Raw genomic sequence first — 22,371 nt, forward strand, 5'->3', positions numbered from 1 at the left:
CTCGAGCGGGGTTTTTCGTATGGAGACACCATGACCATTTCCCCTAGCGCCCGCACTGTATGGCGCAATTACGTGACCGACGGCGTGCCGTCTTCTGGCAATCATCCCGTCAAGAAGTCCGAGTGCAGGAATTGGGGCACTGCTGTCGAGGTGCGGCTTGATGCCGTTTCTACAGCGGCAAAGCTGTACGCGACGCGCTCGAGTCTCTACGCTGATCTGACTGAAGACGCGAACACGCTTGCGTGGGTCTACGGCGACAGCACTGCGGCGTACAACGGCATCTACATGAAGGTAGGCGCGTCCGGTTCCGGCTCTTGGACGCGCATTGGCGACCTACCGTATTCGTTCGTGAAGATGAGCGACACTGGCGCCGGCACACCAAATGCCATCCAACTGACGTCGAGCATTCCGACCTCCGATTCCGTTTTGCGCATCTCGAATGTGTTCGAAGCCAACACTGGAAATGTGACAATCTCGGAAAATGGAGGAACGGCGAAGGCGCTCTTGACCGTGTCAGGCGAACAGATCGCGTCTGGTGGGCTCACGGCCGGCATGATGATTACCTACGTCGACGACGGTGTGTCCTACCGGCTTACCAGCGACCAGGCAAGCGCCGCCATTCAGGAGGCGGCCGAAGACGCCGCAGCCGCAGCCGCTGCATCAGCCTCAGCCGCCGCCGCATCTGCTGCCGGCGTGAGCCTTCCGGCCGTTGCCGCTAATCGCATGCTGGTCGACAATGCGGCCGGCACGGCGCGCGAAAGCAAGACGTTTTCGCAGGTCAACGATCTCCTTGAAAAGGCGACATGGGCGTTTGATAACAATACGTTGTACAAAAGCAGATCGAACAAAGACAGGTGGCTTGATAGTGTGATTGTCGCGGACCTTCTTGATTATGATCCGTCTGGCATTACCGCCAACGGTCATACGGTTCTGCAGTCTGCTATCAATATCGCCTTGGCGGCGGGTAAGAGCGAAGTAATCCTACCGCGCGGCATTCTGCGCTTCGCAGCATCGGCTTCGATCGTCAATCCTATCAGTGGCGGCAAAGCCATCAAGATCCGCGGCCAAGGCGACGACGTTTCGTTGCTGCAGTCTGATACTGCAAACATAAACATTCTTGAGATAGGTCCGCGCGGATCGACTTTGACCGGCAGTTCGCAAACGGGCAAAGTCTGTATCGATGGTGTCGGCTTCGTCCTCGGCGTGGCGTCGACGGCTGGCAGCGCCATCGACATTCGGAATACGAATGAATTTATCATGCAAGATTGCGACCTTGGGGGGTTCCCGAGTTGCCTAGGGATTGGTCTCGGTGCATCGGATGTCAATGACACAATCAACGTCTTTCTGATCAATACAGGTGGACAGAGTCATGCATCGGGGAATGCCGCAATCCGACTCGGTTCGGGCGGCGTCCTCCACATCTCGGGTGGCCGTCGCTGGAACGGCAATTCTGTCAGCCCGTTTATTAAGCATAGCGACACCAACTACAATTGGGATGGTCTCTATTGCATCGGCACAATCGGCGAAGGCTGGACGGGCTACATCGTTTCCTCCGGTAAGGGCGTCGTTAATGCGGAGTGGACAGGCGGTCAGGTTGACCGAGCCGGGGTAGCGTTCGAAGCTTCAGCTGCAACAGGTGGAAGCGACCGCAATTGGAATATTCAGACGCAAATCCTTCAGGGACCATCTGGTAGCCCAGCGCAATTTGGCTGCGTGTTTGGCTCAGGTGGTGGCAACTCAGAGGGCCATAAGGTCAGAAACTGCCATTTCCAGGGCCTTAGCAACAACGCTGTGTATGTTGTTAACGGAGCGGCTGTTATTGCCAATAACATGATTCAATCGTGCGGACATAGCGGCGCAGCTTTGATCCGGATGGCATCTGGTACGGGCGGCTGCATCACGGGTAATTACTCATACAAGGGTGATGCAGACGGATCCTACGGAAGCGCAACGAACGGCATCCTGTTCGAAGGACCGGCGAACGGCTGGAGAGTTCAGACGGGCAACAAATTTCTCGGCATCAGTGGTGCTGAAATAAGCGGTACGGCGTAGGATAATTTCTGAATTCAGTGGGACGGAGCGACCGCTGCTTTTGCTTTAAGTAGCCGAGCGGTCGCGCCATGGATCTTGCCGGCATCGGCCGCCAGCTATCCGAAAGCCGGCGGTGGCAGTTAGTTCTTACCACCGCGGGCTTTTCGCGCGTCACGCTCCCGGCTCCACTTTTCAAATTCATCAACGGCATTGTCTGTCACGGCCAGCCCGCTGATTTCGTCCAGCCTGGCATCGATCGCCTTGCGGTCCCATTTTCGTGTACCGAGGATGGCCGGCGGCATCTTGTTGGTGGCAACCCACATGCTGAACGTCGACTGGCTGATCCCACAATAGGCTGCAGCGTCTTTACGTCCGATTAGGCGTGGAGTGGTGTCAGTCATATCTTTTCCTTTAGGTGGCGACCCCAACCGCCAGGGCCTTTCCCGTGTTTGCGACGAAGCTCAATCCATCGGTCGACTACCGCGATTTTCTCCCGTCCCTTCGCAGTGATCGAAACCTTTTTGTCTCCTTGATCGTCGCGGCCGACCTCGATCGCCAACCCACGATCAAGGAACGTGTCGATGGTTCGAGGACCGGCGCGATCGATCTGCTTGTGCGTCAGAGGCCTTCTGCTGACCGCTAAGGCACGTAGCACCTCCATCTGGCGACGATCGACCGAGCACGAAGGGCCAAAACGCCAAGCGATATCCTTCAGCAAGTCGCCGCCCGGCGCGATCCTCACTGTCGCCGGCCGCGGCGACGTTGCTGGTGCGCGCAAAACATCCTTGATTGCTTCAATGTCGCCGTCTGTGAACAGAATATCGCGTCCCCGCACCATGCAGAGCCCGTGCGCCTTTGCCAGCTTGGCAACGCCGCGATTGGTTAGGCGGAGGTGCGCTGATGCCTCCGAAAGGGTGTAAACGCTGCCTGTGGGCGTATCAGTCATCGCGCACCCTACGGCGCGCGCTGTTGGCATGTGTAACTGAACTCATATAGCGGCTTCACTAACAGGTAACCGCTCGTAATCGAGCACGCACCGCGGCCAGTGTTGGCAAGGTGCTGGCGCGCCGCGGCTTCCATTCGTTGTTCGGGAGTCATGGCGTCGGCGAGTCCCAACGTCGCGCCCTGTGTGATGCCTATTGCAACCACGCGGCCGAGGCCTGGCGAGACGATGAGCGTGTTGTCCGTCGGGTGATCGTACAGCCTGTACGTCTCGTCAGGCATCTTAACGATGGTCGCCTTTTGATTGTAGCTGCGCATTCGAGCGGTCTCTGACGACGTCGCGCATGAAGACAACACAAGCGCTACCGACACAACTGCCAATTCTCTTAGCATGCCACCCCCCTTAGCATGTCGCTAGCATTAGGCCGGCGCCCTGCAACTAGGGGAGGTTACGCGCAGCCGGTAAAAGTGTCAAGCTACTGATTTTCAATGCCTTTTACCAGATTGACAAATTTGTCATGTTGTCTTCTTCGGCAAATAGCCCTTGGCCTCCAGGTCGTCGGCAATCAATTTCTCGACGTAGGCCGCAACCGATCTTCGATCGGCTTTCGCAGCCACTTCAAGGGCATCTTTGATCTCCGGAGCGATACGAATGCCGAGGGCCGCGGTCTTGACCATTTTCAGTACTCCATAAGAATGTTAGCAGATGATAGCAAATGTTAGTTGACACCAATTCGTCTATGGCGCATTGCTAGCATTGTTAGCAGATGACAGCAACCGAGGAGCTTCCGAAATGGTTACCGAAAAGCAGACTTTCCACGTCGCAACGCAACTGGTGCGCCAGATTCACCGGACGATCAAGAAGCACGACGCGGCCGACGTGGCGCGCGACGAGAGCGCCTGCCGGATCTTGGCCGGACGCGTCAACACTCTTGCCGACGAAGCTTCATGGCACCCTGCAGGCTCACCGGAAGCCGCCCTGCTCTTCGCTTCAGTTCTGGCTGGCGACCTTGAAGCGATTGACGAAGGCGAGCATGCCGACGACGCTCGTCTAGAGCGGATGCGCAGAATGGCAATCGCACTTGTGCACTACGTCGAGCTCACGGCCGGGATTAGCCGCGACGAATTGCGGCTGGACTGGTTCGCGCCGCAGCACTTCGACGCGTCTCCCTTCGGCGAGACCGCACAGGCCGTTGCCGCCTGACGAGATTGGCCCGCTGGCGCAACTGGATAGCGCGGCGGTTTTCTACCCTGCAGGTTCGTGGTTCAAGTCCACGGCGGGCCACCAACTTTGCGCTGGCACCATCAGGGAATCCGCCCTGTAGCGCAGGCGCCGCGTCACCACCGCGGCGCCGATCTATCGCCAGCAGAGCAACCTGTACTTTACTTTTTCGGCACCGCGATCTCATGGTGACGTGATGGGCCGCGGAGACATTCCGGCGGGGCTGCGCGGCATCTAGCGGAGAAACAGAGCTCAATTTCAATGGAGGACAGGAATAGGATGCTCACCCGAAGGCAAAAATCTATAACCAGATCAGAATTGGTTGGCGCAAGAGAAAACCTGATACTGAACCTGGCTTCTCTGTCGACTTGGCTCCTGGTGGCTGTATCGTGCGGCGGCGTACTTTACTGCACGATAATAAGCTTGGGATTTTCTCTCGATCAGCGACACATATTTTCAATAACCGAGTATCCCCAATTCGGGATGAGGTTCGATATATTTATCATCACATTGATACTGTTATTTATGGGGACTCAATTATTTAAACCTAACAAAGAACACCTGACAATCGATAAATTTATACGTTCATCCATTAAAATAACGATTTTGATTTTTCTGTTCTGGATTGCAGCCAGTCTTTACTCATGGCCAAGACTAGGTATGAATCCGATTCAATTTATAAAAGAAACATACGTCGTCTTTCCGGCTCTTGCGATCTCCATGTTATTTTTAAATGCTCTTAAACTTCTAAAATTGAGGGACAATATTGCTAACGCAGGATTCATAATAGTGCTGTCATTGATTGTCTCATCTGCTTTTGATGCCGTGGCAACGATAAACAAGTGCCTCAATGGAAATCCGGAGCGGACGCAACCAGTCTACATTGGAGAAGGGATTGAGCCAGATTGGTGTCACGTCGTCTCCACCCAAGAGTTTGAAATCTTCTATGACTCGGACAAAAACGCGGCCATCGCACTCCCTGCTGACGCTCTAAAACGCATAGATTTTCCCCGTGCCGTAAACCCTCGGTATGAAGAACTGCACAACGAGGGCACCAAGTCGCCTTAATGTTGGCTATTTCAGCAATCGCCATGCGAAAGCATTGAAACACTTGCGGCTGGAAGGGTTAGGTACGACGAGAAGTACAACATGACCGCTAGAGGCCCTACCGTTCCGGCCGGTCCGTCCAGTCGATCATCGGGGCAACGGCAAAGAGTCTTGTCCCCGGGCTGTAGAGCGGTGCTATGGTCATGAGCGGTCAGATAACCCCGCAATGGCTTGTTCGCAAGGGTTTCCCCGTCCGGCTGCCCGTTCTGTGACAATTGAAGAAGTCGGAAAGGGCGAAGAGATCAGAGCAGGCCGAGTTCGGCAAGTTCGCGCTTGAGGTCTTCGGGCATCTCTTCGATGTTGGCGCCGGATGCACCGAGGTCGCGGGGGGCGGCATCGGGCTCCAGATAGCGCCAGCCCTGGAAGGGGCGGCGCGGCGCCGGCGTCACCTCGATCACTTCCGGCCCGAGGATCAGTTCGCAGCGCGTGATACCGTCGCCGCCGGTGAAGGTCTTGATGTCGAGAAGCCTCTGGCGCGCCGCCACTTGCCCCTTGATGATCCAATAGAGCGAGCCGCCGTCCAGCAGTTCCTCGCCACGCTTCGGCACCATGCGCGTCACATGGCTGGAATGCGGCTCCAGACCGGCCGCGACCGCAATGAGTGCCCTCTCCGCCACCCAGTCACGAAGATCCTGAATGGAGTCGGCGCCGACGCAGAGCTTGATGAGGTTGAGTGTCATGCCTGCGGTGATAATCCGATGATAGCCCACGTCAAGGGGCAGGTGCGGAAGCAGGTGATGTCTGCATCCAACATGGGTATTCGTTCATTCCATCCGCAGCCCCATATCAATGACATGCTGCGCCCCTATCACAGGTAGCCGAAGGGAGAGCGCGATGAAAGGAAAACGCCTGATTATCATGGCCGGCTTGCCGGGATCGGGGAAAAGCACCGTTGCGGCGGGCTTCGCAAAAGGACTTGGTGTACCGGTGATCTCGGTAGATCCTCTGGAGGCCGCCATGTGGCGATCGGGCATTCCGGCGGCAATGACCGGGATCTCCGCTTACGTAATCGCGGAAGCAATCGCAGAGGAGAATCTTAAACTTGGTTTGACGGTCATCGTTGATGCGGTGAATCCGGTCAATGCAGCCAGAATGGCATGGGTGAGGCTGGCGGAGCGTACGAATGCCGCGCTCGTCTTCGTGGAATGCTTTTGTTCCGATCCGGCAGTGCATCGCAAACGGATTGAGAGACGTGTCCGCGAAATTGCAGGCATGGCCGAGATCACCTGGGATCGGGTTGAAGAACGCCGAGCCGAATATGAAGCCTGGAGAGTCCCGCGCATCACAGTAGATACAGCCATGGATGACCCTGAGGAACTGGTGAAACATCTCCTGCCCTTACTGCGCGGAGAATAGCCTCCCCGGCTTCTTGGCCAGTCCGGTGGACACGGTTCCCGAAAGCGGCTCCGTAATGGCCTCTTACAATATTGCTTCGCCTGCCATTCCACCATGCCTGGAAAAACTGCCGGGCGGCAGGCCGACATGGCGACGGAAGGCGGTGCTGAAAGTACTGGCGGAGCTGTAGCCGATCCGTCGCGCCACCTCATCCAGCGCCACTTTCTCGCTTCGCAGCAGGTTCTTTGCGACCGTCATCCGCCATGACAGCAGATATTCCATCGGTCTGACCCCAACCATGCGGTTGAAACGGTCGAAGAAAGCCGAGCGGGACATGCCCGCCTCGCCGGCAAGGTCGGGAACCGTCCATGCCCGTTCGATATTGCCATGCATGCCGCGCAGCGCAGCCGCGATCCGGGCATCGGCCAGCCCGCGCAGAAGACCCGGCTGGGCTTCCTCGGTCGGCGCTGCCCGAAGCGCCTCGATCAGCAGAATTTCGACGAGACGCTGAAGAATGAGGTTGCGGCCGATGTCATCGCGTGCCGCCTCCTCGCCGAGCAGGCGCACCAGTTGCGCGAGCCGCGGGATGCCGTGGATGTGGATCATGCGCGGCAGAAGGGAGACGAACAGCCCGGCATCGGGCGCATCGAAGGAAAACCAGCCGCCGAACTGGCGGAAATCGGGTGGTCCGTCCTGCCGGCCGTGGCGGATTTCCCTGTCGGGGGCAATGGCTGTTTTCGGATCGATGTGCAAAGGCTGCGCGGGTTCAAGACTGGACATCGTGAAGGATGGAGTTTCAGGCAGAAGCACGAAGTCGCCTTCTTCGAGGATGACCGGCTGTTCTCCGTTAACAGCCAGACGGCACCGACCCTCGATCACCGCGCAAAATCCCGGCTGCCCGAAATCGGCGTAGCGCACCGCCCAGCGCCCGGCGCCGGTGATCCCCTTGGAGAACACGGCCCGGGGGCGGAGAATCTGGATAACTTCGGTTAGGGGGTCGGCCATGTCGGACTATTGCAAATGAAATACGGACTATCGATCGAAGATAGTCCCGATTATGTCGACTAAAACGGTCTCGTCAACAGCGAACATAGGAGACCATCATGAAGACCGTACTGATCACCGGCTGCTCATCCGGCTACGGATTGGAGACCGCCCGTTACTTCCATGAAAAGGGCTGGAGCGTCATCGCCACCATGCGGAACCCGCGCGACGGCCTGCTGCCGGCGTCGGAACGCATCCGCATGTTGCCGCTGGACGTGACCGATCCCGAGAGCATCGCGGCCGCCGTGGAAAAGGCGGGGCCGATCGATGTGCTGGTGAACAATGCCGGGATCGGTGTCGTCGGCGCTTTCGAGGCCACGCCGATGGCGCATGTCCGCAAGGTCTTCGAGACCAATACCTTCGGCGTCATGGCAATGACGCAGGCCGTCATTCCGCAGATGCGCGAGCGCCGGTCCGGCGTGATCGTCAACGTTACCTCGAGCGTGACCCTTGCGGCAATGCCGTTGGCCGCGGCCTATACCGCAAGCAAGCAGGCGATCGAGGGCTTCACCGGATCGCTCGCGCATGAACTGGCCGCTTTCGATATCCGCGCCAAGCTGGTGGAACCCGGCTATGCGCCGACGACGCGGTTTGCGGCAAACACCGACATTCCTGTCATGGACCTGATCCCGGAATCCTATGCCGAATTCGCCGGACCGATCTTTGCCGGCTTCGCCAACCCGGCGCTGACGACGAGGGAAAGCGACGTAGCCGAGGCGATCTGGACGGCCGCCAACGACACTTCGGACAGGCTGCGTTATCCGGCAGGAGCGGATGCTGTGGCGCTGGCGAATGTAGCCTGATCGGCCCGGCAACCCTGCCCTTTCAGGCTTCGGCTGGCGCCCCTGCGGGCGCCATCAACATTCGACGACGTTGACGGCGAGGCCGCCGAGAGAGGTTTCCTTGTACTTCTCGTTCATGTCGTTGCCGGTCTGGCGCATGGTCTCGATGGCGGCGTCGAGCGGCACGAAATGCTGCCCGTCGCCCTTGAGCGCCAGCGAAGCGGCGGTGACAGCCTTGACAGCCCCGAGCGCATTGCGCTCGATACAGGGCACCTGCACGAGGCCGGCGACCGGGTCGCACGTCATGCCGAGATGGTGTTCCAGCGCGATTTCCGCCGCGTTCTCGATCTGCTCCGGGCTGCCGCCCATGACTGCGGCAAGGCCGGCCGCCGCCATGGCCGAGGCGGAACCCACCTCGCCCTGACAGCCGACCTCAGCGCCGGAGATCGAGGCATTGTGCTTGATGATGCCGCCGACGGCAGCGGCGGTCAGCAGGTAATCGCGGACACCCTCCTGATCGGCATCGGGATGGAAATGCAGATAATAACGGATCGTCGCGGGAATGACGCCGGCCGCGCCATTGGTCGGCGCGGTGACGACGCGCCCACCGGCAGCATTCTCCTCGTTCACTGCCATGGCATAGACCGACAGCCAGTCGTTGGCGAGCAAGGGGTTGAGCCGGTTGCTGCGCCATTCTTCCTGCAGCTTGTCATGAATGGACCTTGCCCGCCGGCGCACGTTGAGTCCGCCCGGCAGCTTGCCCTCCTGCTTCAGCCCGCGATCGATGCAGCCGCTCATTGCGTCCCAGATCCGGTCGAGACCGGCATCAAGGCTTGCGCGCTCCATGACGGTTTCCTCGTTGGCGCGTTTCATCTGGGCAATCGTCAGGCCGGAATTGGCGGACATGTCGAGCATCTCTTTGGCGGAGGAAAAGGGATAGGGCACCTTACGGCCGCCACTGCTCTTTTTTGCCGCCTGCATGGCCGCAAGCTCTGTATCGGTCACGACGAAACCGCCGCCGATCGAATAATAGACCGTGGTCAGAAGCACGCGGCCGTCGCGGTCGAGAGCTGAGAAGCGCATACCGTTGGCATGGCCCGGCAGCGGGGTCTTTTTGTCGAAGACAAGATCGTCCTTGGGCTGGAAGGTATAGGCCGGATGACCCGGCGGCTGCACCTTGCCGGTCTTTTCGACCTCTTCGATGATCGCATCCATATGGTCGGGATCGATGCTGTCCGGCGCTTCGCCGGTGAGGCCGATGATAACAGCCCTGCCCGTTCCGTGACCGATGCCGGTATAGGCGAGCGAACCGTGCAGGCTCACCTTCAGCGCCGCCACATGCGCGCCGTGCGGCCGTGGCCAGCTATCGGACAGAATGAGGTCGAGGAACCGGTTCGCAGCCGTCATCGGCCCCATTGTGTGGGAGCTCGACGGCCCGACGCCGATCTTGAAAACATCGAATACCGAAAGAAACATGAGATTTCGACCTGCGCACCGGATCCTGAAGCATGCCCGCCGAGCCCTTGTGACCGCGACGAGGTAGAGGATCAACCGACATATAGTGATTCAAGGCTAGGATATCATCGATTGCGAATGCGTCGGCGAACCGACATCGGCTTTCACCGTCGCGACATGAGCGTGCTTGCCGCAAATAAAAACAGCGCGGGCTTTTAGACCCGCGCTGTGAATGAAAACCGGATGTTGTCCGGTTCAGAAGCTGCCAAAAAGATAAGCAAGGCAGAGAATGCCCGCAAATCCCATCAATGCACGAAATGTGACACTCCAGCACGATTTCTGGATACTGTCTTCCATATAGGCTCCGATTGTCATCCATGGTTGGCAGAAAGCCGTCCCCCGACCGCCTTCTTGATGTCGATCTATTAAAGTTTGCAGGGTTTCGCAACTGCAAAAAAGGCAAAACAAAGGCGCTTTTCGTGCTCCAGCCATGCGCAAGTCGCATGGTTTTTCGAAATATCAAGGACTTGGCGCTTCGTTCACTGAATCACGTCAATGAACTGGCCGTCATATTTTTGTCAAAAGCCCTGCCATGTGGCGCCGGCCTTGTGGAATTTTGTCCAGTGGGCTTAAAACATTTCGTGGAATCGACCGGAGCCTTGGGATGACCCTTGCCGATTATTGCGCCCTTATCCTCTTCGCCGGCCTTTGGGTCGGCTATTCCTGGATCACAGGTCAGGCGCGCATCCTTTCGCGCAGCAGCCTGACGCAGGTCATGGCGGAACGCCGCCGCGCCTGGATCATGAATTCGCTGAAACGCGACCTGAAGATGATCGACACGCAGATCCTCGCCGGACTGCAGAACGGAACGGCCTTCTTCGCCTCGACCTCCATCCTCGCGATCGGCGGCTGTTTTGCCCTCCTCGGTCAGACGGACAAGGTGGATTCGGTGCTGAAGGATTTGCCCTTCGTCCTTCCGGGCGGTCGCACGACCTTCGAGATCAAGGTCTTCGTCCTCACCGCGATCTTCGGCTATTCCTTCTTCAAGTTCGGCTGGTCGTACCGGCTGTTCAACTACTGCACCATTCTGTTCGGCGGGCTTCCGATGACGGAGGAGGCGCGTCGGGATCCGGCGGCTGCGGAGAAAGCGGCCGAACTCGCCATCCGCATGAACATTATCGCTGCAAGCCATTTCAATGCAGGCCTGAGAGCGCTTTTTATGTCGATCGGCTATCTCGGCTGGTTCGCCAGCCCCTATCTCTTCATGGCAACCTCCACGGTTGTCTTTGTCGTGCTTATCCGCAGGCAATTCTTCTCCGAGGCGCGGCTTGCACTTCTTCAGGCACCCGTGCCATGAAAAGGCCGCCTTTGGCGTCTCTGCCATGCGGACGCTCCTGCCGTTCGCGCCGGGCGTCCTCCCCAACCATGGGCCACCAACAAAGGGATTGACCGTGCAGCCCTCCTCCGAGCGCAGAGAAGAAGCCTCGGCGCATCCCCGTATCGGCGCGCTCGACGCTGCCCGCGGGCTGGCGCTGATCGCCATGGCGACCTATCACTTCAGCTGGGACCTCGAATTCTTCGGCTATCTGGATCCGGGGACCTCGACGCATGGACCGCTGAAGATCTATGCGCGCTGCATCGCCTCCAGCTTCCTGTTTCTCGCCGGCTTCAGCCTCGTGCTGGCGCAGTATCCCGAACTGCGGCTGAAATCCTTCCTGAAGCGCCTCGGCATCATCGTTGCGGCGGCACTGGCGATTACGGTCGCAACCGCCATCGCCATGCCGGACGGGTTGATCTTCTTCGGCATCCTGCACAGCATCGCGGCCGCAAGCCTGCTGGGACTCCTGTTCCTGAGGGCGCCGCCGCTTCTGACCGTAGCAGTGGCGGGCGGCATCATCGCCCTGCCGAACTATTATCAGTCGGACGTCTTCGATGCGCCGTGGCTGCTGTTCCTCGGGCTCTCGGAGCATCTGCCGCGTTCGAACGACTATGTGCCGATGCTCCCCTGGAGCGGTGCACTGCTGCTGGGGATTGCGGTAGCACGTATCGCTCAGGGCCGAGGCTGGCTGAACGCGCTTGCACGCCTTCCCGAAGGCCCCCGCTGGCTGCGCTGGGGTGGCCGGCACAGCCTGATCGTATACCTCATCCATCAACCGGTGCTGATTGCCATCGTCTATTTGATGTCGATCATTGCGCCGCCACAAGAACCTGATCCTATTCAGTCGTACCTGATGAGCTGTCAGACGGCATGCCAGGCAGAGGGAAGCGAAGCGGGACTGTGCACCCGTTTCTGCTCCTGCACCCTGGACCGTTTGCAGGAACAGTTACTGCTGGCACCGCTCCAGTCCGGCGCAATCTTGCCGGACAAGGATGAGCGGATATTGAAGCTCGCGCGTGAATGCTCAGTCATCAGTCAATGACAGGATCTGATCATGAATGCCTATAGGTTGAAACCGCTGCGGTATCCCTGGCCGCCGGTCGTTTATGTTCTGGCCATAGCCATGGCCTTCTTCGCTGATCGCTATGTCGGGATACTGCCCCCGGCGCGCGCCGACGGCCATTTCTTCGTCGCTATCGGCGGCTTGCTGGTGGCTGTCGCAATTGCGCTCGATATCTGGGCGGTGAAAACCCTGCTGGATTGCCACACCGCCGTCCTGCCCAACCGCTGCGCCCAGCGACTGGTGACGACAGGTCCCTTCCGCTTCACGCGCAATCCGATCTACCTCGGCTACACGCTGCTGACGTTGGCCTTCGGCCTGCTGACCGGCAATGCGTGGTTCTTCATTGCGGGCCTGACGGCGGCAGCGCTCACCACCATGGTGGCGATCCGTTGTGAGGAAATGCATCTGCTCGCGCGCTTCGGCGCCGATTTCGAGCACTATTGCCAGCATACGCGGCGCTGGATCTGAGAAGCCGACCCGAAACCCGGGGCTGCGCGGGTCGCGCAGCCTTTTCCGTCAGGTTCCGACGCCGATCTCCACGAGGCGTGTCAGACAGGCTTCCTCGGCATTGTCCAGCTCCGCCAGCGTCTCATCGATGTCACGCCGCTTCTGGCGCAGATCCTCGCGCTTTTCGTCGATGCGCTTCATCATCAGCTTCAACTGACCGATCTCGCCCGGCGGCTCCTTGTAGACGTGGATAACTTCACGGATTTCGGCTATGGTGAAACCAATCCTGCGACCGCGCAGGATTTCCTGCAGCAATCTACGGTCGGCTGCGCGGTAAAGACGCGTACGGCCACGCCTTTCGGGCTGAATCAGACCTTCGTCCTCATAGAAGCGAAGTGTCCGGGTCGAAACGCCGAATTCACGTGTCAATTCCGTTATACTGTAATACTTCTTCACAACCGTACCATTTCATTAGGGAAACGGTATAATATTGACTTTTACGTACAAGTCAATTTTGTCGTTTCAATTCGACATGAACCACCATGTGGCGAGGCCGAGGAAAGAGAAAAAGCCGGTCGTATCGGTGATGGCGGTAACGAAGACCGCCGAGGAAACCGCGGGGTCGGCCCCTGTGCGATGCAGGAGCACCGGGATGGTGATTCCGGCCATCGCGGCGGCGAACATGTTGATCAGCATGGCCGTGGTGATCAGGCCGCCGATCGAGGCGTCGTGAAACCAGAACGCCGCGATGACGCCAACGAGACAGCCGAACAGCACGCCGTTGATGAGGCCGACGCCGGCCTCGCGGCGTGCCACGCGCCAGGCATTGTGGATATCGAGGTTGCGGGTCGCAAGCGCCCTCACCGTCACGGTCATCGTCTGAGAGCCCGCATTGCCCCCCATGCCGGCGACGATCGGCATCAGGATCGCGAGCGCCACCACCTGCTCGATGGTCGCCTCGAAGAGCGAGATGACGGAGGCCGAGACAAAAGCGGTGAAGAGATTGACGGCAAGCCACGGCACCCGCGAGCGGGACGTTTCCACGACGCTGTCCGACAGCTCTTCGTCACCGACGCCGCCGAGGCGCATCAGGTCTTCTTCCGCTTCTTCCTGAATGACGTCGACCACGTCGTCGATGGTCAGGATACCGACCAGCCGCTCGTTCTCGTCGACGACGGCAGCGGAGAGAAGGTCATATTGTTCGAAAAGCTGGGCCGCCTCTTCCTGGTCCATTTCGGCGGGAATCGAATGCGTGGTCTCGCGCATGATCGTTTCGATCTTCACCTGCCGCTTGGTCCGCAGGATCCGGTCGAGGTCGACTGTGCCGAGCAGCTTGAAGGTCGGGTCGATGACGAAGATCTGAGTGAAGCTTTCCGGCAGGTCCTCCTCGTCGCGCATGTAGTCGATCGTCTGGCCGACCGTCCAGAACGGCGGAACGGCCACGAACTCCGTCTGCATGCGTCGACCTGCGGAGCTCTCCGGATAGTCGAGAGCCCGCCGCAGGCGGACCCGCTCGGTAAACGGCAGCTGGGCAAGGATCTCTTCCCGATCCTCGTGGTCGAGGTCTTCGAGAATGTAGACCGCATCGTCCGAATCAAGATCGCCGATCGCCGCGGCGATCTGGGCGTTGGGCAGGTGTTCGACGATCTGCAGGCGAATGCCTTCGTCCACCTCAGTCAGCGCGGTCAGGTCGAAGTCGTCGCCGAGCAGGCGCACCATCGCGATACGCTGGTCCGGCTGGATCGCCTCGATCAGGTCGCCGAGTTCGGATTCGTGCAGGCGCGCAACATGCTGGCGCAGAAACAGAAGATCACGGTCGGCAATCGCGGCCCCGACCATTGCAAGAAAATCGGAACGGATCGAACCGTCTTCCGCATAGATGTCGGCCGCTTCTTCCGGAGCGGAACGGCTGCGGGTTTCTTCGCCGGTCTCCGTCATTTTAGCGCCCCCGTCCTGTTCTGCTCGCTTCATGCGGCTTTCCGGCCGACAAGGAGAATGGCGTCAAAAAACGCTTTGTCAACAATTGCATAGGCTCCCCGCCGGTGAACTGTGCAAATGCGAACGCTTCCTGCTAACCTATCTCCAGCAAGACGTCCAGCAGTCATCGACCGGAAGCTGTGGCAACCCGGGAAAAGGGCAGCGCCCTGCCCTTTCAGCAAGGAAATACAGAGTATGAGCATTCGTCCGATCGTTCGTTTTCCCGACCCGCGGCTGAAGACACCCTGCCTGCCGGTCACGGTCTTCGACGGGACCCTGAAACAACTGGCCGACGACCTCTACGACACGATGAAGGCGGCTCCCGGCGTCGGTATCACTGCCGCACACATTGGGGAGGTGCTTCGCCTCGTGGTGCTCGATCTGCCGCAGCTCGGCGGGCGCTGCGATTATGCCAATCCGGAGATACTCTGGTCCTCTCCTGAAACCATGGAGCACGAGGAAGGCAGTGTCTCGATGCCGGGCGCCATAGAGACGGTCTTGCGCCCGAAGGCCATCGAACTGCAATATGACGACCTCGAAGGTGTCCGACACAAGGTGAGGCTGGAAGGTTTTCCGGCCATCTGCATGCAGCATGAAATCGACCAGCTCGATGGCATGTTCTGGCTTCAGCGCCTCTCCCGGCTGAAGCGCGAGCGCCTGGTGAAGAAATGGGAGAGAAACCAGCCCTGATTCTCGCCCCAAAGGTCGAACCGAAAGCCGGTTTGCGCGTTTGAGGTGAAGTTGGGCGATCAAGGGAAGAATTTCATGGAAAACGGCAAGCGCAAGGACGAATTGTCCCGCGAGGAAGATTATCGCGATTTCGAGCAACGCGATCTGGAAGACGGTTGGCCCTATGACGACGAGTCCGGCGCCAGCCGCAAACCGGTCGGCAATGCCGCCTATGGGGAAGCCGGCGGCGATTTCGACCGGGAACGCGATCAAGGGGTTCGAATCACCCGGTCCGAAGAGGATGCCGGCGATCCTCCGGCCTATCCGGAAACCGGGGACGAGCGGCGCACGGAAGATGAAGACCAGCTCGAATCGGACATTGCCGCATTGATCGAGGATATTCCGGGCGTAAATTCCGATGCCATCGATATTCGCGTGGAAGGCCGCGTGGTGACGCTTGGCGGCAGCGTCGATACGGCGGACGAGCGGCGGCTTCTGGAAATGAAGGTGCTGGGCGTAAGAGGTGTCGAGAGGGTCCGCAACCGTATCGAGACCATTGGCAGCGACAGCCATATTCCGCGCGATACGGACTAGCCGATACCTCAAAAATGAAAAGCCGGCCGGCCTTTCGGCGTACCGGCTATCTTGTTCATTAGAAACAAAAAACCCGGCCGAAGCCGGGTTCTTGGTGCGGTCGAGAAGACTCGAACTTCCACGGGTTGCCCCACAGCGACCTCAACGCTGCGCGTCTACCAATTCCGCCACGACCGCATCGTGGTAGGGCCGACTTGCGTCGACGGAGGTGCATGTAGCAAAAGCATTTTGGGTGCACAAGAGCGTCGTGACAGTTTTTTGAATTTTCTCTCGCCCCCTGTTGATAGCCCTTACCCCGACACCCTTGAAACGCAGCGCATTTGTTGCCAAGTAGAGGAAAAATGAAGGTTTTTCCCATGCAGCGCACCGAGATCTCCACCGAAATGCACCCTCAGGAAGGATCGCCGCCGGTGCGGTGGCGCATTTCCGAAGGCCTTGTGCCCTATGATGTCGCGGTGGCGGAGATGGAGAGGCAGGTCGCTGCCATTGCCGACGGCGAGGCCGACGAACTCGTTTGGCTGCTGGAGCATCCGCCGCTTTATACGGCCGGCACCAGCGCCGATGTGTCCGACCTGATCGATCCCGACCGATTCCCGGTTTTCGCCACCGGGCGCGGCGGTGAATACACCTATCATGGCCCCGGTCAGCGGGTTGCCTATGTCATGCTGGACCTGAAGCGCCGGCGGCAGGACGTCCGCGCCTATGTCGCGGCCCTGGAAGAAGTGGTCATCCGTACGCTGGAAAAGATGAACGTGCGGGGCGAGCGCCGCGAGGACCGGGTCGGTGTGTGGGTACGCCGCCCCGAAAAACCACTCCTGCCCGACGGCAGCATGGCGGAAGACAAGGTGGCCGCACTCGGCATCCGCCTGCGCCGCTGGGTGAGCTTTCACGGACTGTCGATCAATGTCGATCCGGACCTCGGGCATTTCTCAGGGATCGTGCCGTGCGGAATCACCCAATACGGGGTAACGAGCCTCGTCGACCTCGGCCTGCCGGTGATGATGCCGGATGTCGATATCCGGTTGAGAGAATCATTCGAGGAGGTCTTCGGGGAGACCGTGCGCGACGGCAGCCAGAACATTGCCGCCTGAAGCATTTCCGGCGAAAACGGAATTGCCTTCAACGTTCTATCGCTTTGAATGGACGCAATTCCGGACGCAAAACCGCTTCGCGCTTTTGCTGGAATTGCTATTGCCTCAACGCGAGACGAGGTCCTCTTCGTCTTCCTCATAGCGCTCGATCTGGCGCGCAAGCGACTTGATCAGGCGCCCGCATTCCTGATGAAGCTGGTCGAGATGGGCAAGCTGGAGGCGCATGGCCTCCAGTGGAAGCTTTCTGTCATGGTCATCCGGTCCCAGGCCGACACCGGTCATCAGCCACATCGGTGACACACCGAGAATGCCCGCAAGGTTGAGCAGGCGGGTCGGCAGCGGCTCGGAACGGTCCGCTTCCCACTCAAGCAGGGTTTCGCAGGGAACGCCCAGCTGGTCCGCGAGAGCATCCGGACTGATTCCCGCCGTATCACGGGCCGCGGAAAGCCGACCGCCAAGCGTATCGTCACTTGCATCGGGAAAAAGGTTCATCCGATCGCGGGGCATCAGGATGTCCATGGTGTAACGTCTCCCTTCGTCCGTAGCGGGCCTTTGTGTCTCTCCCACCCCGGCGCGATTTTCCGGCTTATCATACGCCCTAGCTTATATGGTGATCTTCAGGATATGGATGATATAGAGGTTTTGCCACCCTGTTGCCGCCATCGGCTGGCGACAAGTCGCCATTTATGCCATCGCTGCACGCCGGCAACTTGATCTCGATCAGCCGCTATGCTTGATGGTGGCTTTCCCGAAAGCCCCGTGATGCCTAAGTCCAAATCCGCGCCCGTCGATAACCCCGTACAAGGCATGGCGCTGATGGCGACATGCATGCTCATCCTGCCCTCGATGGATGCGATCGCCAAGTACATGGCGACCTATGAGGGCATGTCCCCCGGACAGGTTACGTTCTATCGATTCTTCTTCCAGCTTGCCTGCACCCTGCCCGTGCTTTTTGCCCTGAGCGGATGGTCGGCGCTTTCGGCAAAGCGGCCGTGGCTCAACCTGTTGCGCGGCGTCCTGCATGGTTCTGCAAGCCTGATGTTCTTCATCGCGGTCAAATACATGCCGCTGGCCGACGTCTTCGCGATCTACTTCGTCGAACCCTTCATTCTGACGGCGTTGTCGGCGCTGTTTCTTGGCGAGAAAGTCGGCTGGCGTCGCTGGCTTGCCATCATCGTTGGGTTCGGCGGCGCGATGATCGTCATCCAGCCCAGCTACGAGATCTTCGGCCTGAAGGCGCTGCTGCCGGTCGCCTGCGCCTTTCTCTTTGCCCTCTACATGTTCCTCAACCGTGCTGTCGGAAGTGCCGATTCGCCGATGACCATGCAGACCATGGCCGGCCTTGGCGGCACCGCCCTGATGGCGGTGGCCCTTCTCGGTGGCAATCAGATGGGACAGGCGGATTTCCATATCTCGCTGCCGCAGTCCTGGCTCGGGCTGCTGCTGCTTGTCCTGCTGGGCACGATATCCGGCTACATACACCTGCTGGTCGTGCACGCCTTCCGCATGGCACCGCTCTCGGTGCTTGCCCCATTCCAGTACTTCGAGATTATTGCTGCGACTATTTTGGGGTATTGGCTTTTCGGAGATTTCCCGACTGTCTCGAAATGGTTCGGAATTGCCATCATCGTCGGCTCCGGATTGTTCATTCTCTGGCGTGAGCACAGGCGGGCGCAGGAAAGCCAGCAAATTTAACGGTTTCGGTAAGTGACGGCTAACCGCCCTTGTTGGGACATTGGAAATATCCGATTGCTAGAAGCGATCCCGGTTTCATGATGAAACAGGGAAGAAAAGATGAGCGAATTTCGTCTCTCTTTTCCGGCAAGTGTGATCGCCGGGAAGAACAGGCTGACAGCCGAAGACATTTTATTATTACGCAAATATTCGTTTCCTTTGGGAATCTGCAGCGCCGACGATGTCGTGACATTGCTCGCGCTCAACAGCACATGTCCCGAGAAGTGCGACGGGTGGAACGACTTCTTCATCGAATCGCTGACGGCCTTCATCGTCGAGCACTGCTATCCGCAAGGAAGCCTTGACGAGATCAATGTCGAGTGGATGAAGAGCGTGCTCTCCACCAATGGCGTGATCGAGACGCCGCTCGAACTGGCGGTCGTGCTGCATGTGATCGACGTCTCCCCCCATGTGCCGCCGTCGCTCAGGGCCTTCGCTATCGATCAGGTGAGGATCGCCCTCGCCGAAGACGTCGGCGCGTTTTCCGCCGAACGTCCCAAGTCGGATGGCATCACCGCCTACGACCTCGCTTATCTCGACCGCATCTTGCGAACCGCCTTCGATCGCGGCTTCCTTCGGCTTGCCGATCGCGAGCGCGCGGCATTGTTTGCCGTCAACGCTGCGATATCGGGAACCTCCAGCCACAGCGGTTGGAGCGAACTCCTCGCCGCCGCAAGTCAAGGCAGCCTCCCCTCGGCGCGTGCAAAGAGCGAGGATCTTTCGAGCCGCTGGCTCAAGGTTCCCGACGCCTTCTTCCTCGATACGGAAAAGGTGGCCTGACGGGTGAGCCCTCGAAGAAGCTTAAGGATTCGTTTGAATTTTAGCGAATCGTTCAAGTCAATTCTAATGTCTGCCACCTAGGCTGCTGCGCTTGGAAAGATACAAAAAGCGCTTGTCGCCGGGAGATGCATGTGACGGAATTCCAGACGGCTTTCGTGTTGCTCGGCATCAATATCGGCCTCTTGTGGCTGTTGTTGGCGGCTCCGCTCGGCAGCCGAACGATCAGGGTTCGCCGTCTCCTGAACAAGCGCGCCGAGGAGGTCTGGGACATGGCCCGGCCGGGTGCCGGTCTTGCCGACTGGCATCCCGCCATCGTTTCCAGCCGTCCCGTCGAAGGCATGCCCGACCGGCTGGAGCTTTCCTATCGCCAGCCCGACCGGCAGGGCCGTTCCATGACCCGGATCATCGCCATCGACCGCACGGGCGTGACCGCACAGGGCGAGTTCTCCTGCGAACTGCGCATCGTCGCCGACAGTGCGCTGGATGCGGAATTCTGGTCCGGCTACCGCGAGGTACGCCGCATCGCGCCGGCCGAGGTGGGTTCGGCGATCGTCATAGAACAGACGGACAGCTATCGCGGGCTGGCGGGCTATCTCTACCGTTACGTCTCGCTTCGCCGTGAAGTGCGGGCGCTGGAGGATTATATCGAGGGCCGCAAGCCCGTCGCCCACGAACGCTTCGAGCATCCGCTGGTGCAGACGGCGCTTGCCGTGATCTCCACACTCCTGCTCTGGCCCTTCTTCGGCATGAATTCGAACGGCCTGATGATTTCCGTCTTCCTGACGCTTGTCATCGTCTTTCACGAGCTTGGCCACATGGTCGCTTACCGCGCCTTTGGCCATGAGAGTGCCCGGATGATCTTCGTGCCGCTGCTAGGCGGGATAGCGATTGGCGGCAGACCCTATGACAGTCGCTTCGAAGTCGCGACCTGTGCGCTGATGGGAGCCGGCGTCTCGGCCTTCCTCGTGCCGATCCTGATCGCCGCTCATCAGTCCGGTTTGGAAGGCGGCCCCATTCTGGTCTTCCTGCTGATCCTCGGAGCCTTCAACCTGCTCAACCTTCTGCCGATGTACCGATTCGACGGCGGGCAGATTCTGCGCCAGATATTCCGCACGACGAAAGCGCTGACGCTGGCGTCCTTCAGCGTGACCGGCGTCATTCTCTGGACCGGTTGGCGCATCGGCCTGTCGCCGCTTGCCCTGCTTGCCGCACTTTCGATCTTCTGCCTCCTGAGCCTGATCCGAACGGGAAAAGTGAAGCCGCGCCACGAGCTTGCAGAAATGTCCCCAGCCGAACAGCTGATGACGGGTTTCGGCCTCTATGCCGCGCTGTCCATCCATGTCTATGCCGTCGTCTACGCCTGCGGACGCCTGTTCGGGTGACACGGGAGCGTGAATGCGCAAGCAGGATTGACGACTTGACAGGACGCCATTCGGACGGTCCAAGGATGGCATGGATGAAATCAACGCCCCCCTTCCTTCCGGCTATTCGCCGGTGCCGCCCGGAATGCTCGCCAACGTCGTCACCTGCCTCGAAATGCGGGCGCGTCCGCCGGCCAAGGCCGATCCTCCGGCCGGCTCGCTTCGTCTTGAACGCTGGAGCGCCCCGGATCTCGACGCCTACCGGGACCTTTTCCGACGCATCGGCGAGGAATGGATGTGGACGTCACGGCTGGTCATGCCGGACGACGAACTGAAGGCTATCCTCGAAAATCCTCAGATCGAGATTTTCGTGATGCTCGACGGCGAGAAAAGGGTGGGCCTGCTGGAGCTCGATTTCCGCAAGGACGGCGAGTGCGAACTGGTATTCTTCGGCCTCGTCGCCGAGGCTATCGGCAACGGGGCCGGCAGGCTGATGATGAATGCGGCCATCGCCAATGCCTGGTCGAAACCGATCGGCCGGTTCTGGGTCCATACCTGCCACTTCGACCATCCGGGCGCCATCTCCTTCTACCAGCGCTCGGGCTTCGTGCCTTATGCCTTCTTCGTCGAGGTCAGCGAAGACCCTCGCCTTACGGGGCTGATGCGCAAGGATGCGGCCGCTCATGTGCCTCTGATCGAGGCGCCGTGACCGCCTGACGATAGATGCCGTCAATTGACTTTTGACAGACGCAGGAAAACCAGCGCCGCCTCTTGAGGCGGTCTACTGCGCATGCAACATACCACCACCATTCCGAACAAAGGGAGAAAGCGCCATGGACGTTCGCGCCGCAGTCGCCATACAGGCAGGAAAGCCGCTGGAGGTCATGACCGTACAGCTCGAAGGTCCTCGTGCTGGCGAGGTTTTGATCGAGGTGAAGGCGACGGGGATCTGCCATACCGACGATTTCACGCTGTCGGGCGCCGATCCGGAAGGCCTGTTCCCGGCGATCCTCGGCCATGAAGGTGCGGGCATCGTCGTCGATGTCGGACCGGGCGTCACTTCGGTGAAGAAGGGCGATCACGTCATCCCGCTCTACACGCCGGAATGCCGCGAATGCTATTCCTGTACCTCGCGCAAGACCAATCTGTGCACCTCGATCCGCGCCACCCAGGGTCAGGGCCTGATGCCCGACGGCACTTCGCGCTTTTCCATCGGCAAGGACAAGATCCACCACTACATGGGCTGCTCGACGTTTTCGAACTTCACCGTGTTGCCGGAAATCGCGGTCGCCAAGGTCAATCCCGACGCGCCCTTCGACAAGATCTGCTACATCGGCTGCGGCGTCACCACCGGCATCG

At 59.4% G+C, this 22,371-nt stretch carries 27 protein-coding genes and 2 tRNA genes; 18 read left to right on the forward strand and 11 right to left on the reverse strand.

What is annotated here, in order from left to right:
• The first annotated feature begins 30 nt into the window (after nt 1-30).
• Complete coding sequence (locus tag NBH21_RS23660; RefSeq protein ID WP_250916306.1) at nt 31-2,052, forward strand: hypothetical protein; 2,022 nt, start codon at nt 31-33, stop codon at nt 2,050-2,052.
• 119 nt (nt 2,053-2,171) lie between these two features.
• On the opposite strand, the gene NBH21_RS23665 is transcribed toward NBH21_RS23660, so the two are convergent.
• The 4 genes from NBH21_RS23665 to NBH21_RS23680 all read right to left on the reverse strand — a co-directional run bounded on the left by NBH21_RS23665 (nt 2,172) and on the right by NBH21_RS23680 (nt 3,651).
• Nucleotides 2,172-2,432 carry a helix-turn-helix transcriptional regulator gene (locus tag NBH21_RS23665; RefSeq protein ID WP_250916305.1) on the reverse strand — a complete coding sequence of 87 codons (261 nt, stop codon included), beginning with the start codon at nt 2,430-2,432 and terminating at the stop codon, nt 2,172-2,174.
• Complete coding sequence (locus NBH21_RS23670; RefSeq protein WP_250916304.1) at nt 2,429-2,977, reverse strand: hypothetical protein; 549 nt, start codon at nt 2,975-2,977, stop codon at nt 2,429-2,431. Before NBH21_RS23670 ends, NBH21_RS23665 begins: the two co-directional genes overlap by 4 nt.
• Nucleotides 2,978-2,985: 8 nt before the next feature.
• Nucleotides 2,986-3,291, reverse strand: a complete 306-nt coding sequence (locus NBH21_RS23675) for a hypothetical protein (protein ID WP_250916303.1) — start codon at nt 3,289-3,291, stop codon at nt 2,986-2,988.
• A gap of 198 nt (nt 3,292-3,489) precedes the next feature.
• Nucleotides 3,490-3,651, reverse strand: a complete 162-nt coding sequence (locus NBH21_RS23680; protein WP_250916302.1) for a type II toxin-antitoxin system antitoxin — start codon at nt 3,649-3,651, stop codon at nt 3,490-3,492.
• 115 nt (nt 3,652-3,766) lie between these two features.
• On the opposite strand from NBH21_RS23680, the gene NBH21_RS23685 reads away from it, so the two are divergent.
• The 3 genes from NBH21_RS23685 (at nt 3,767) to NBH21_RS23695 (ending at nt 5,263) form a co-directional block, all read left to right on the forward strand.
• Complete coding sequence (locus NBH21_RS23685) at nt 3,767-4,177, forward strand: hypothetical protein (protein ID WP_250916301.1); 411 nt, start codon at nt 3,767-3,769, stop codon at nt 4,175-4,177.
• A 7-nt stretch (nt 4,178-4,184) separates the two neighbouring features.
• Nucleotides 4,185-4,261 (forward strand) — tRNA-OTHER (locus NBH21_RS23690).
• A gap of 213 nt (nt 4,262-4,474) precedes the next feature.
• Nucleotides 4,475-5,263, forward strand: coding sequence for a hypothetical protein (locus NBH21_RS23695; RefSeq protein WP_252759586.1), 789 nt, complete (start codon nt 4,475-4,477; stop codon nt 5,261-5,263).
• 281 nt (nt 5,264-5,544) lie between these two features.
• Here NBH21_RS23695 and NBH21_RS23700 read toward each other — a convergent pair whose 3' ends face one another.
• A complete protein-coding gene (locus NBH21_RS23700) occupies nt 5,545-5,982 on the reverse strand; it encodes a DUF1489 family protein (protein WP_250916299.1) in 438 nt (145 codons plus the stop codon).
• A 154-nt stretch (nt 5,983-6,136) separates the two neighbouring features.
• Between NBH21_RS23700 and NBH21_RS23705 the strand changes: the two genes are divergently transcribed.
• The gene (locus NBH21_RS23705) at nt 6,137-6,658 is read left to right on the forward strand and encodes a P-loop nucleotide/nucleoside kinase family protein (protein ID WP_250916298.1); all 522 of its coding nucleotides are present in this window, start codon (nt 6,137-6,139) and stop codon (nt 6,656-6,658) included.
• A gap of 63 nt (nt 6,659-6,721) precedes the next feature.
• On the opposite strand, the gene NBH21_RS23710 is transcribed toward NBH21_RS23705, so the two are convergent.
• On the reverse strand, nt 6,722-7,642 hold the full coding sequence (locus tag NBH21_RS23710; protein WP_250916297.1) for an AraC family transcriptional regulator: 921 nt from the start codon (nt 7,640-7,642) through the stop codon (nt 6,722-6,724).
• Between the two features lie 98 nt (nt 7,643-7,740).
• Between NBH21_RS23710 and NBH21_RS23715 the strand changes: the two genes are divergently transcribed.
• Nucleotides 7,741-8,484: an SDR family oxidoreductase gene (locus NBH21_RS23715; RefSeq protein WP_250916296.1), complete on the forward strand. Its 744-nt coding sequence runs from the start codon at nt 7,741-7,743 to the stop codon at nt 8,482-8,484.
• 54 nt (nt 8,485-8,538) lie between these two features.
• Here the strand turns inward: NBH21_RS23715 and NBH21_RS23720 are convergent, their stop codons facing one another.
• Entirely contained in the window at nt 8,539-9,939 is a 1,401-nt protein-coding gene (locus NBH21_RS23720; RefSeq protein WP_250916295.1) for an L-serine ammonia-lyase, read from the reverse strand.
• A gap of 356 nt (nt 9,940-10,295) precedes the next feature.
• Between NBH21_RS23720 and NBH21_RS23725 the strand changes: the two genes are divergently transcribed.
• Genes NBH21_RS23725 through NBH21_RS23740 form a run of 4 tightly spaced genes read left to right on the forward strand, consistent with a single transcriptional unit; the run spans nt 10,296 to nt 12,827 of the window.
• On the forward strand, nt 10,296-10,586 hold the full coding sequence (locus NBH21_RS23725; protein ID WP_250916294.1) for a hypothetical protein: 291 nt from the start codon (nt 10,296-10,298) through the stop codon (nt 10,584-10,586).
• Nucleotides 10,583-11,275, forward strand: a complete 693-nt coding sequence (locus NBH21_RS23730; RefSeq protein WP_250916293.1) for a DUF599 domain-containing protein — start codon at nt 10,583-10,585, stop codon at nt 11,273-11,275. Before NBH21_RS23725 ends, NBH21_RS23730 begins: the two co-directional genes overlap by 4 nt.
• Before the next feature lie 25 nt (nt 11,276-11,300).
• Nucleotides 11,301-12,338: an acetyltransferase domain-containing protein gene (locus tag NBH21_RS23735; RefSeq protein WP_250916292.1), complete on the forward strand. Its 1,038-nt coding sequence runs from the start codon at nt 11,301-11,303 to the stop codon at nt 12,336-12,338.
• A gap of 12 nt (nt 12,339-12,350) precedes the next feature.
• Nucleotides 12,351-12,827, forward strand: a complete 477-nt coding sequence (locus NBH21_RS23740; RefSeq protein ID WP_250916291.1) for a methyltransferase family protein — start codon at nt 12,351-12,353, stop codon at nt 12,825-12,827.
• Nucleotides 12,828-12,875: 48 nt separating this feature from the next.
• Here the strand turns inward: NBH21_RS23740 and NBH21_RS23745 are convergent, their stop codons facing one another.
• Together NBH21_RS23745 and mgtE are read right to left on the reverse strand one after the other, a co-directional pair.
• Nucleotides 12,876-13,262, reverse strand: coding sequence for a MerR family transcriptional regulator (locus NBH21_RS23745; protein WP_250916290.1), 387 nt, complete (start codon nt 13,260-13,262; stop codon nt 12,876-12,878).
• A 66-nt stretch (nt 13,263-13,328) separates the two neighbouring features.
• Nucleotides 13,329-14,744 (reverse strand): magnesium transporter, encoded by a 1,416-nt coding sequence (gene mgtE / locus NBH21_RS23750; RefSeq protein ID WP_250916289.1) that lies wholly within the window; start codon nt 14,742-14,744, stop codon nt 13,329-13,331.
• Between the two features lie 234 nt (nt 14,745-14,978).
• Here mgtE and NBH21_RS23755 point away from each other — a divergent pair, with 234 nt between their 5' ends.
• Both NBH21_RS23755 and NBH21_RS23760 read left to right on the forward strand, forming a co-directional pair.
• Nucleotides 14,979-15,473 (forward strand): peptide deformylase, encoded by a 495-nt coding sequence (locus tag NBH21_RS23755; protein ID WP_250916288.1) that lies wholly within the window; start codon nt 14,979-14,981, stop codon nt 15,471-15,473.
• A 75-nt stretch (nt 15,474-15,548) separates the two neighbouring features.
• Nucleotides 15,549-16,046, forward strand: a complete 498-nt coding sequence (locus NBH21_RS23760) for a BON domain-containing protein (protein WP_250916287.1) — start codon at nt 15,549-15,551, stop codon at nt 16,044-16,046.
• Nucleotides 16,047-16,138: 92 nt separating this feature from the next.
• Here NBH21_RS23760 and NBH21_RS23765 read toward each other — a convergent pair.
• Nucleotides 16,139-16,223: transfer RNA gene (locus NBH21_RS23765), tRNA-Leu, on the reverse strand.
• Nucleotides 16,224-16,387: 164 nt separating this feature from the next.
• On the opposite strand from NBH21_RS23765, the gene lipB reads away from it, so the two are divergent.
• Nucleotides 16,388-17,137, forward strand: a complete 750-nt coding sequence (lipB, locus tag NBH21_RS23770) for a lipoyl(octanoyl) transferase LipB (RefSeq protein WP_425340472.1) — start codon at nt 16,388-16,390, stop codon at nt 17,135-17,137.
• A 105-nt stretch (nt 17,138-17,242) separates the two neighbouring features.
• On the opposite strand, the gene NBH21_RS23775 is transcribed toward lipB, so the two are convergent.
• Entirely contained in the window at nt 17,243-17,656 is a 414-nt protein-coding gene (locus tag NBH21_RS23775) for a helix-turn-helix domain-containing protein (protein ID WP_250916286.1), read from the reverse strand.
• Nucleotides 17,657-17,899: 243 nt separating this feature from the next.
• On the opposite strand from NBH21_RS23775, the gene NBH21_RS23780 reads away from it, so the two are divergent.
• The 5 genes from NBH21_RS23780 to NBH21_RS23800 all read left to right on the forward strand — a co-directional run.
• Entirely contained in the window at nt 17,900-18,832 is a 933-nt protein-coding gene (locus NBH21_RS23780; RefSeq protein ID WP_250916285.1) for a DMT family transporter, read from the forward strand.
• Between the two features lie 99 nt (nt 18,833-18,931).
• Complete coding sequence (locus NBH21_RS23785) at nt 18,932-19,651, forward strand: hypothetical protein (protein ID WP_250916284.1); 720 nt, start codon at nt 18,932-18,934, stop codon at nt 19,649-19,651.
• A gap of 125 nt (nt 19,652-19,776) precedes the next feature.
• A complete protein-coding gene (locus NBH21_RS23790) occupies nt 19,777-21,033 on the forward strand; it encodes a hypothetical protein (protein ID WP_252759587.1) in 1,257 nt (418 codons plus the stop codon).
• A gap of 70 nt (nt 21,034-21,103) precedes the next feature.
• Nucleotides 21,104-21,721 carry a GNAT family N-acetyltransferase gene (locus tag NBH21_RS23795; protein WP_250916282.1) on the forward strand — a complete coding sequence of 206 codons (618 nt, stop codon included), beginning with the start codon at nt 21,104-21,106 and terminating at the stop codon, nt 21,719-21,721.
• Between the two features lie 124 nt (nt 21,722-21,845).
• Nucleotides 21,846-22,371: alcohol dehydrogenase catalytic domain-containing protein (locus NBH21_RS23800; RefSeq protein WP_252759588.1), on the forward strand; the 526-nt coding region annotated here is incomplete at its 3' end.

Origin of the sequence: Ciceribacter sichuanensis (assembly GCF_024055605.1) — a bacterium.
Classification (GTDB): domain Bacteria; phylum Pseudomonadota; class Alphaproteobacteria; order Rhizobiales; family Rhizobiaceae; genus Allorhizobium; species Allorhizobium sichuanense.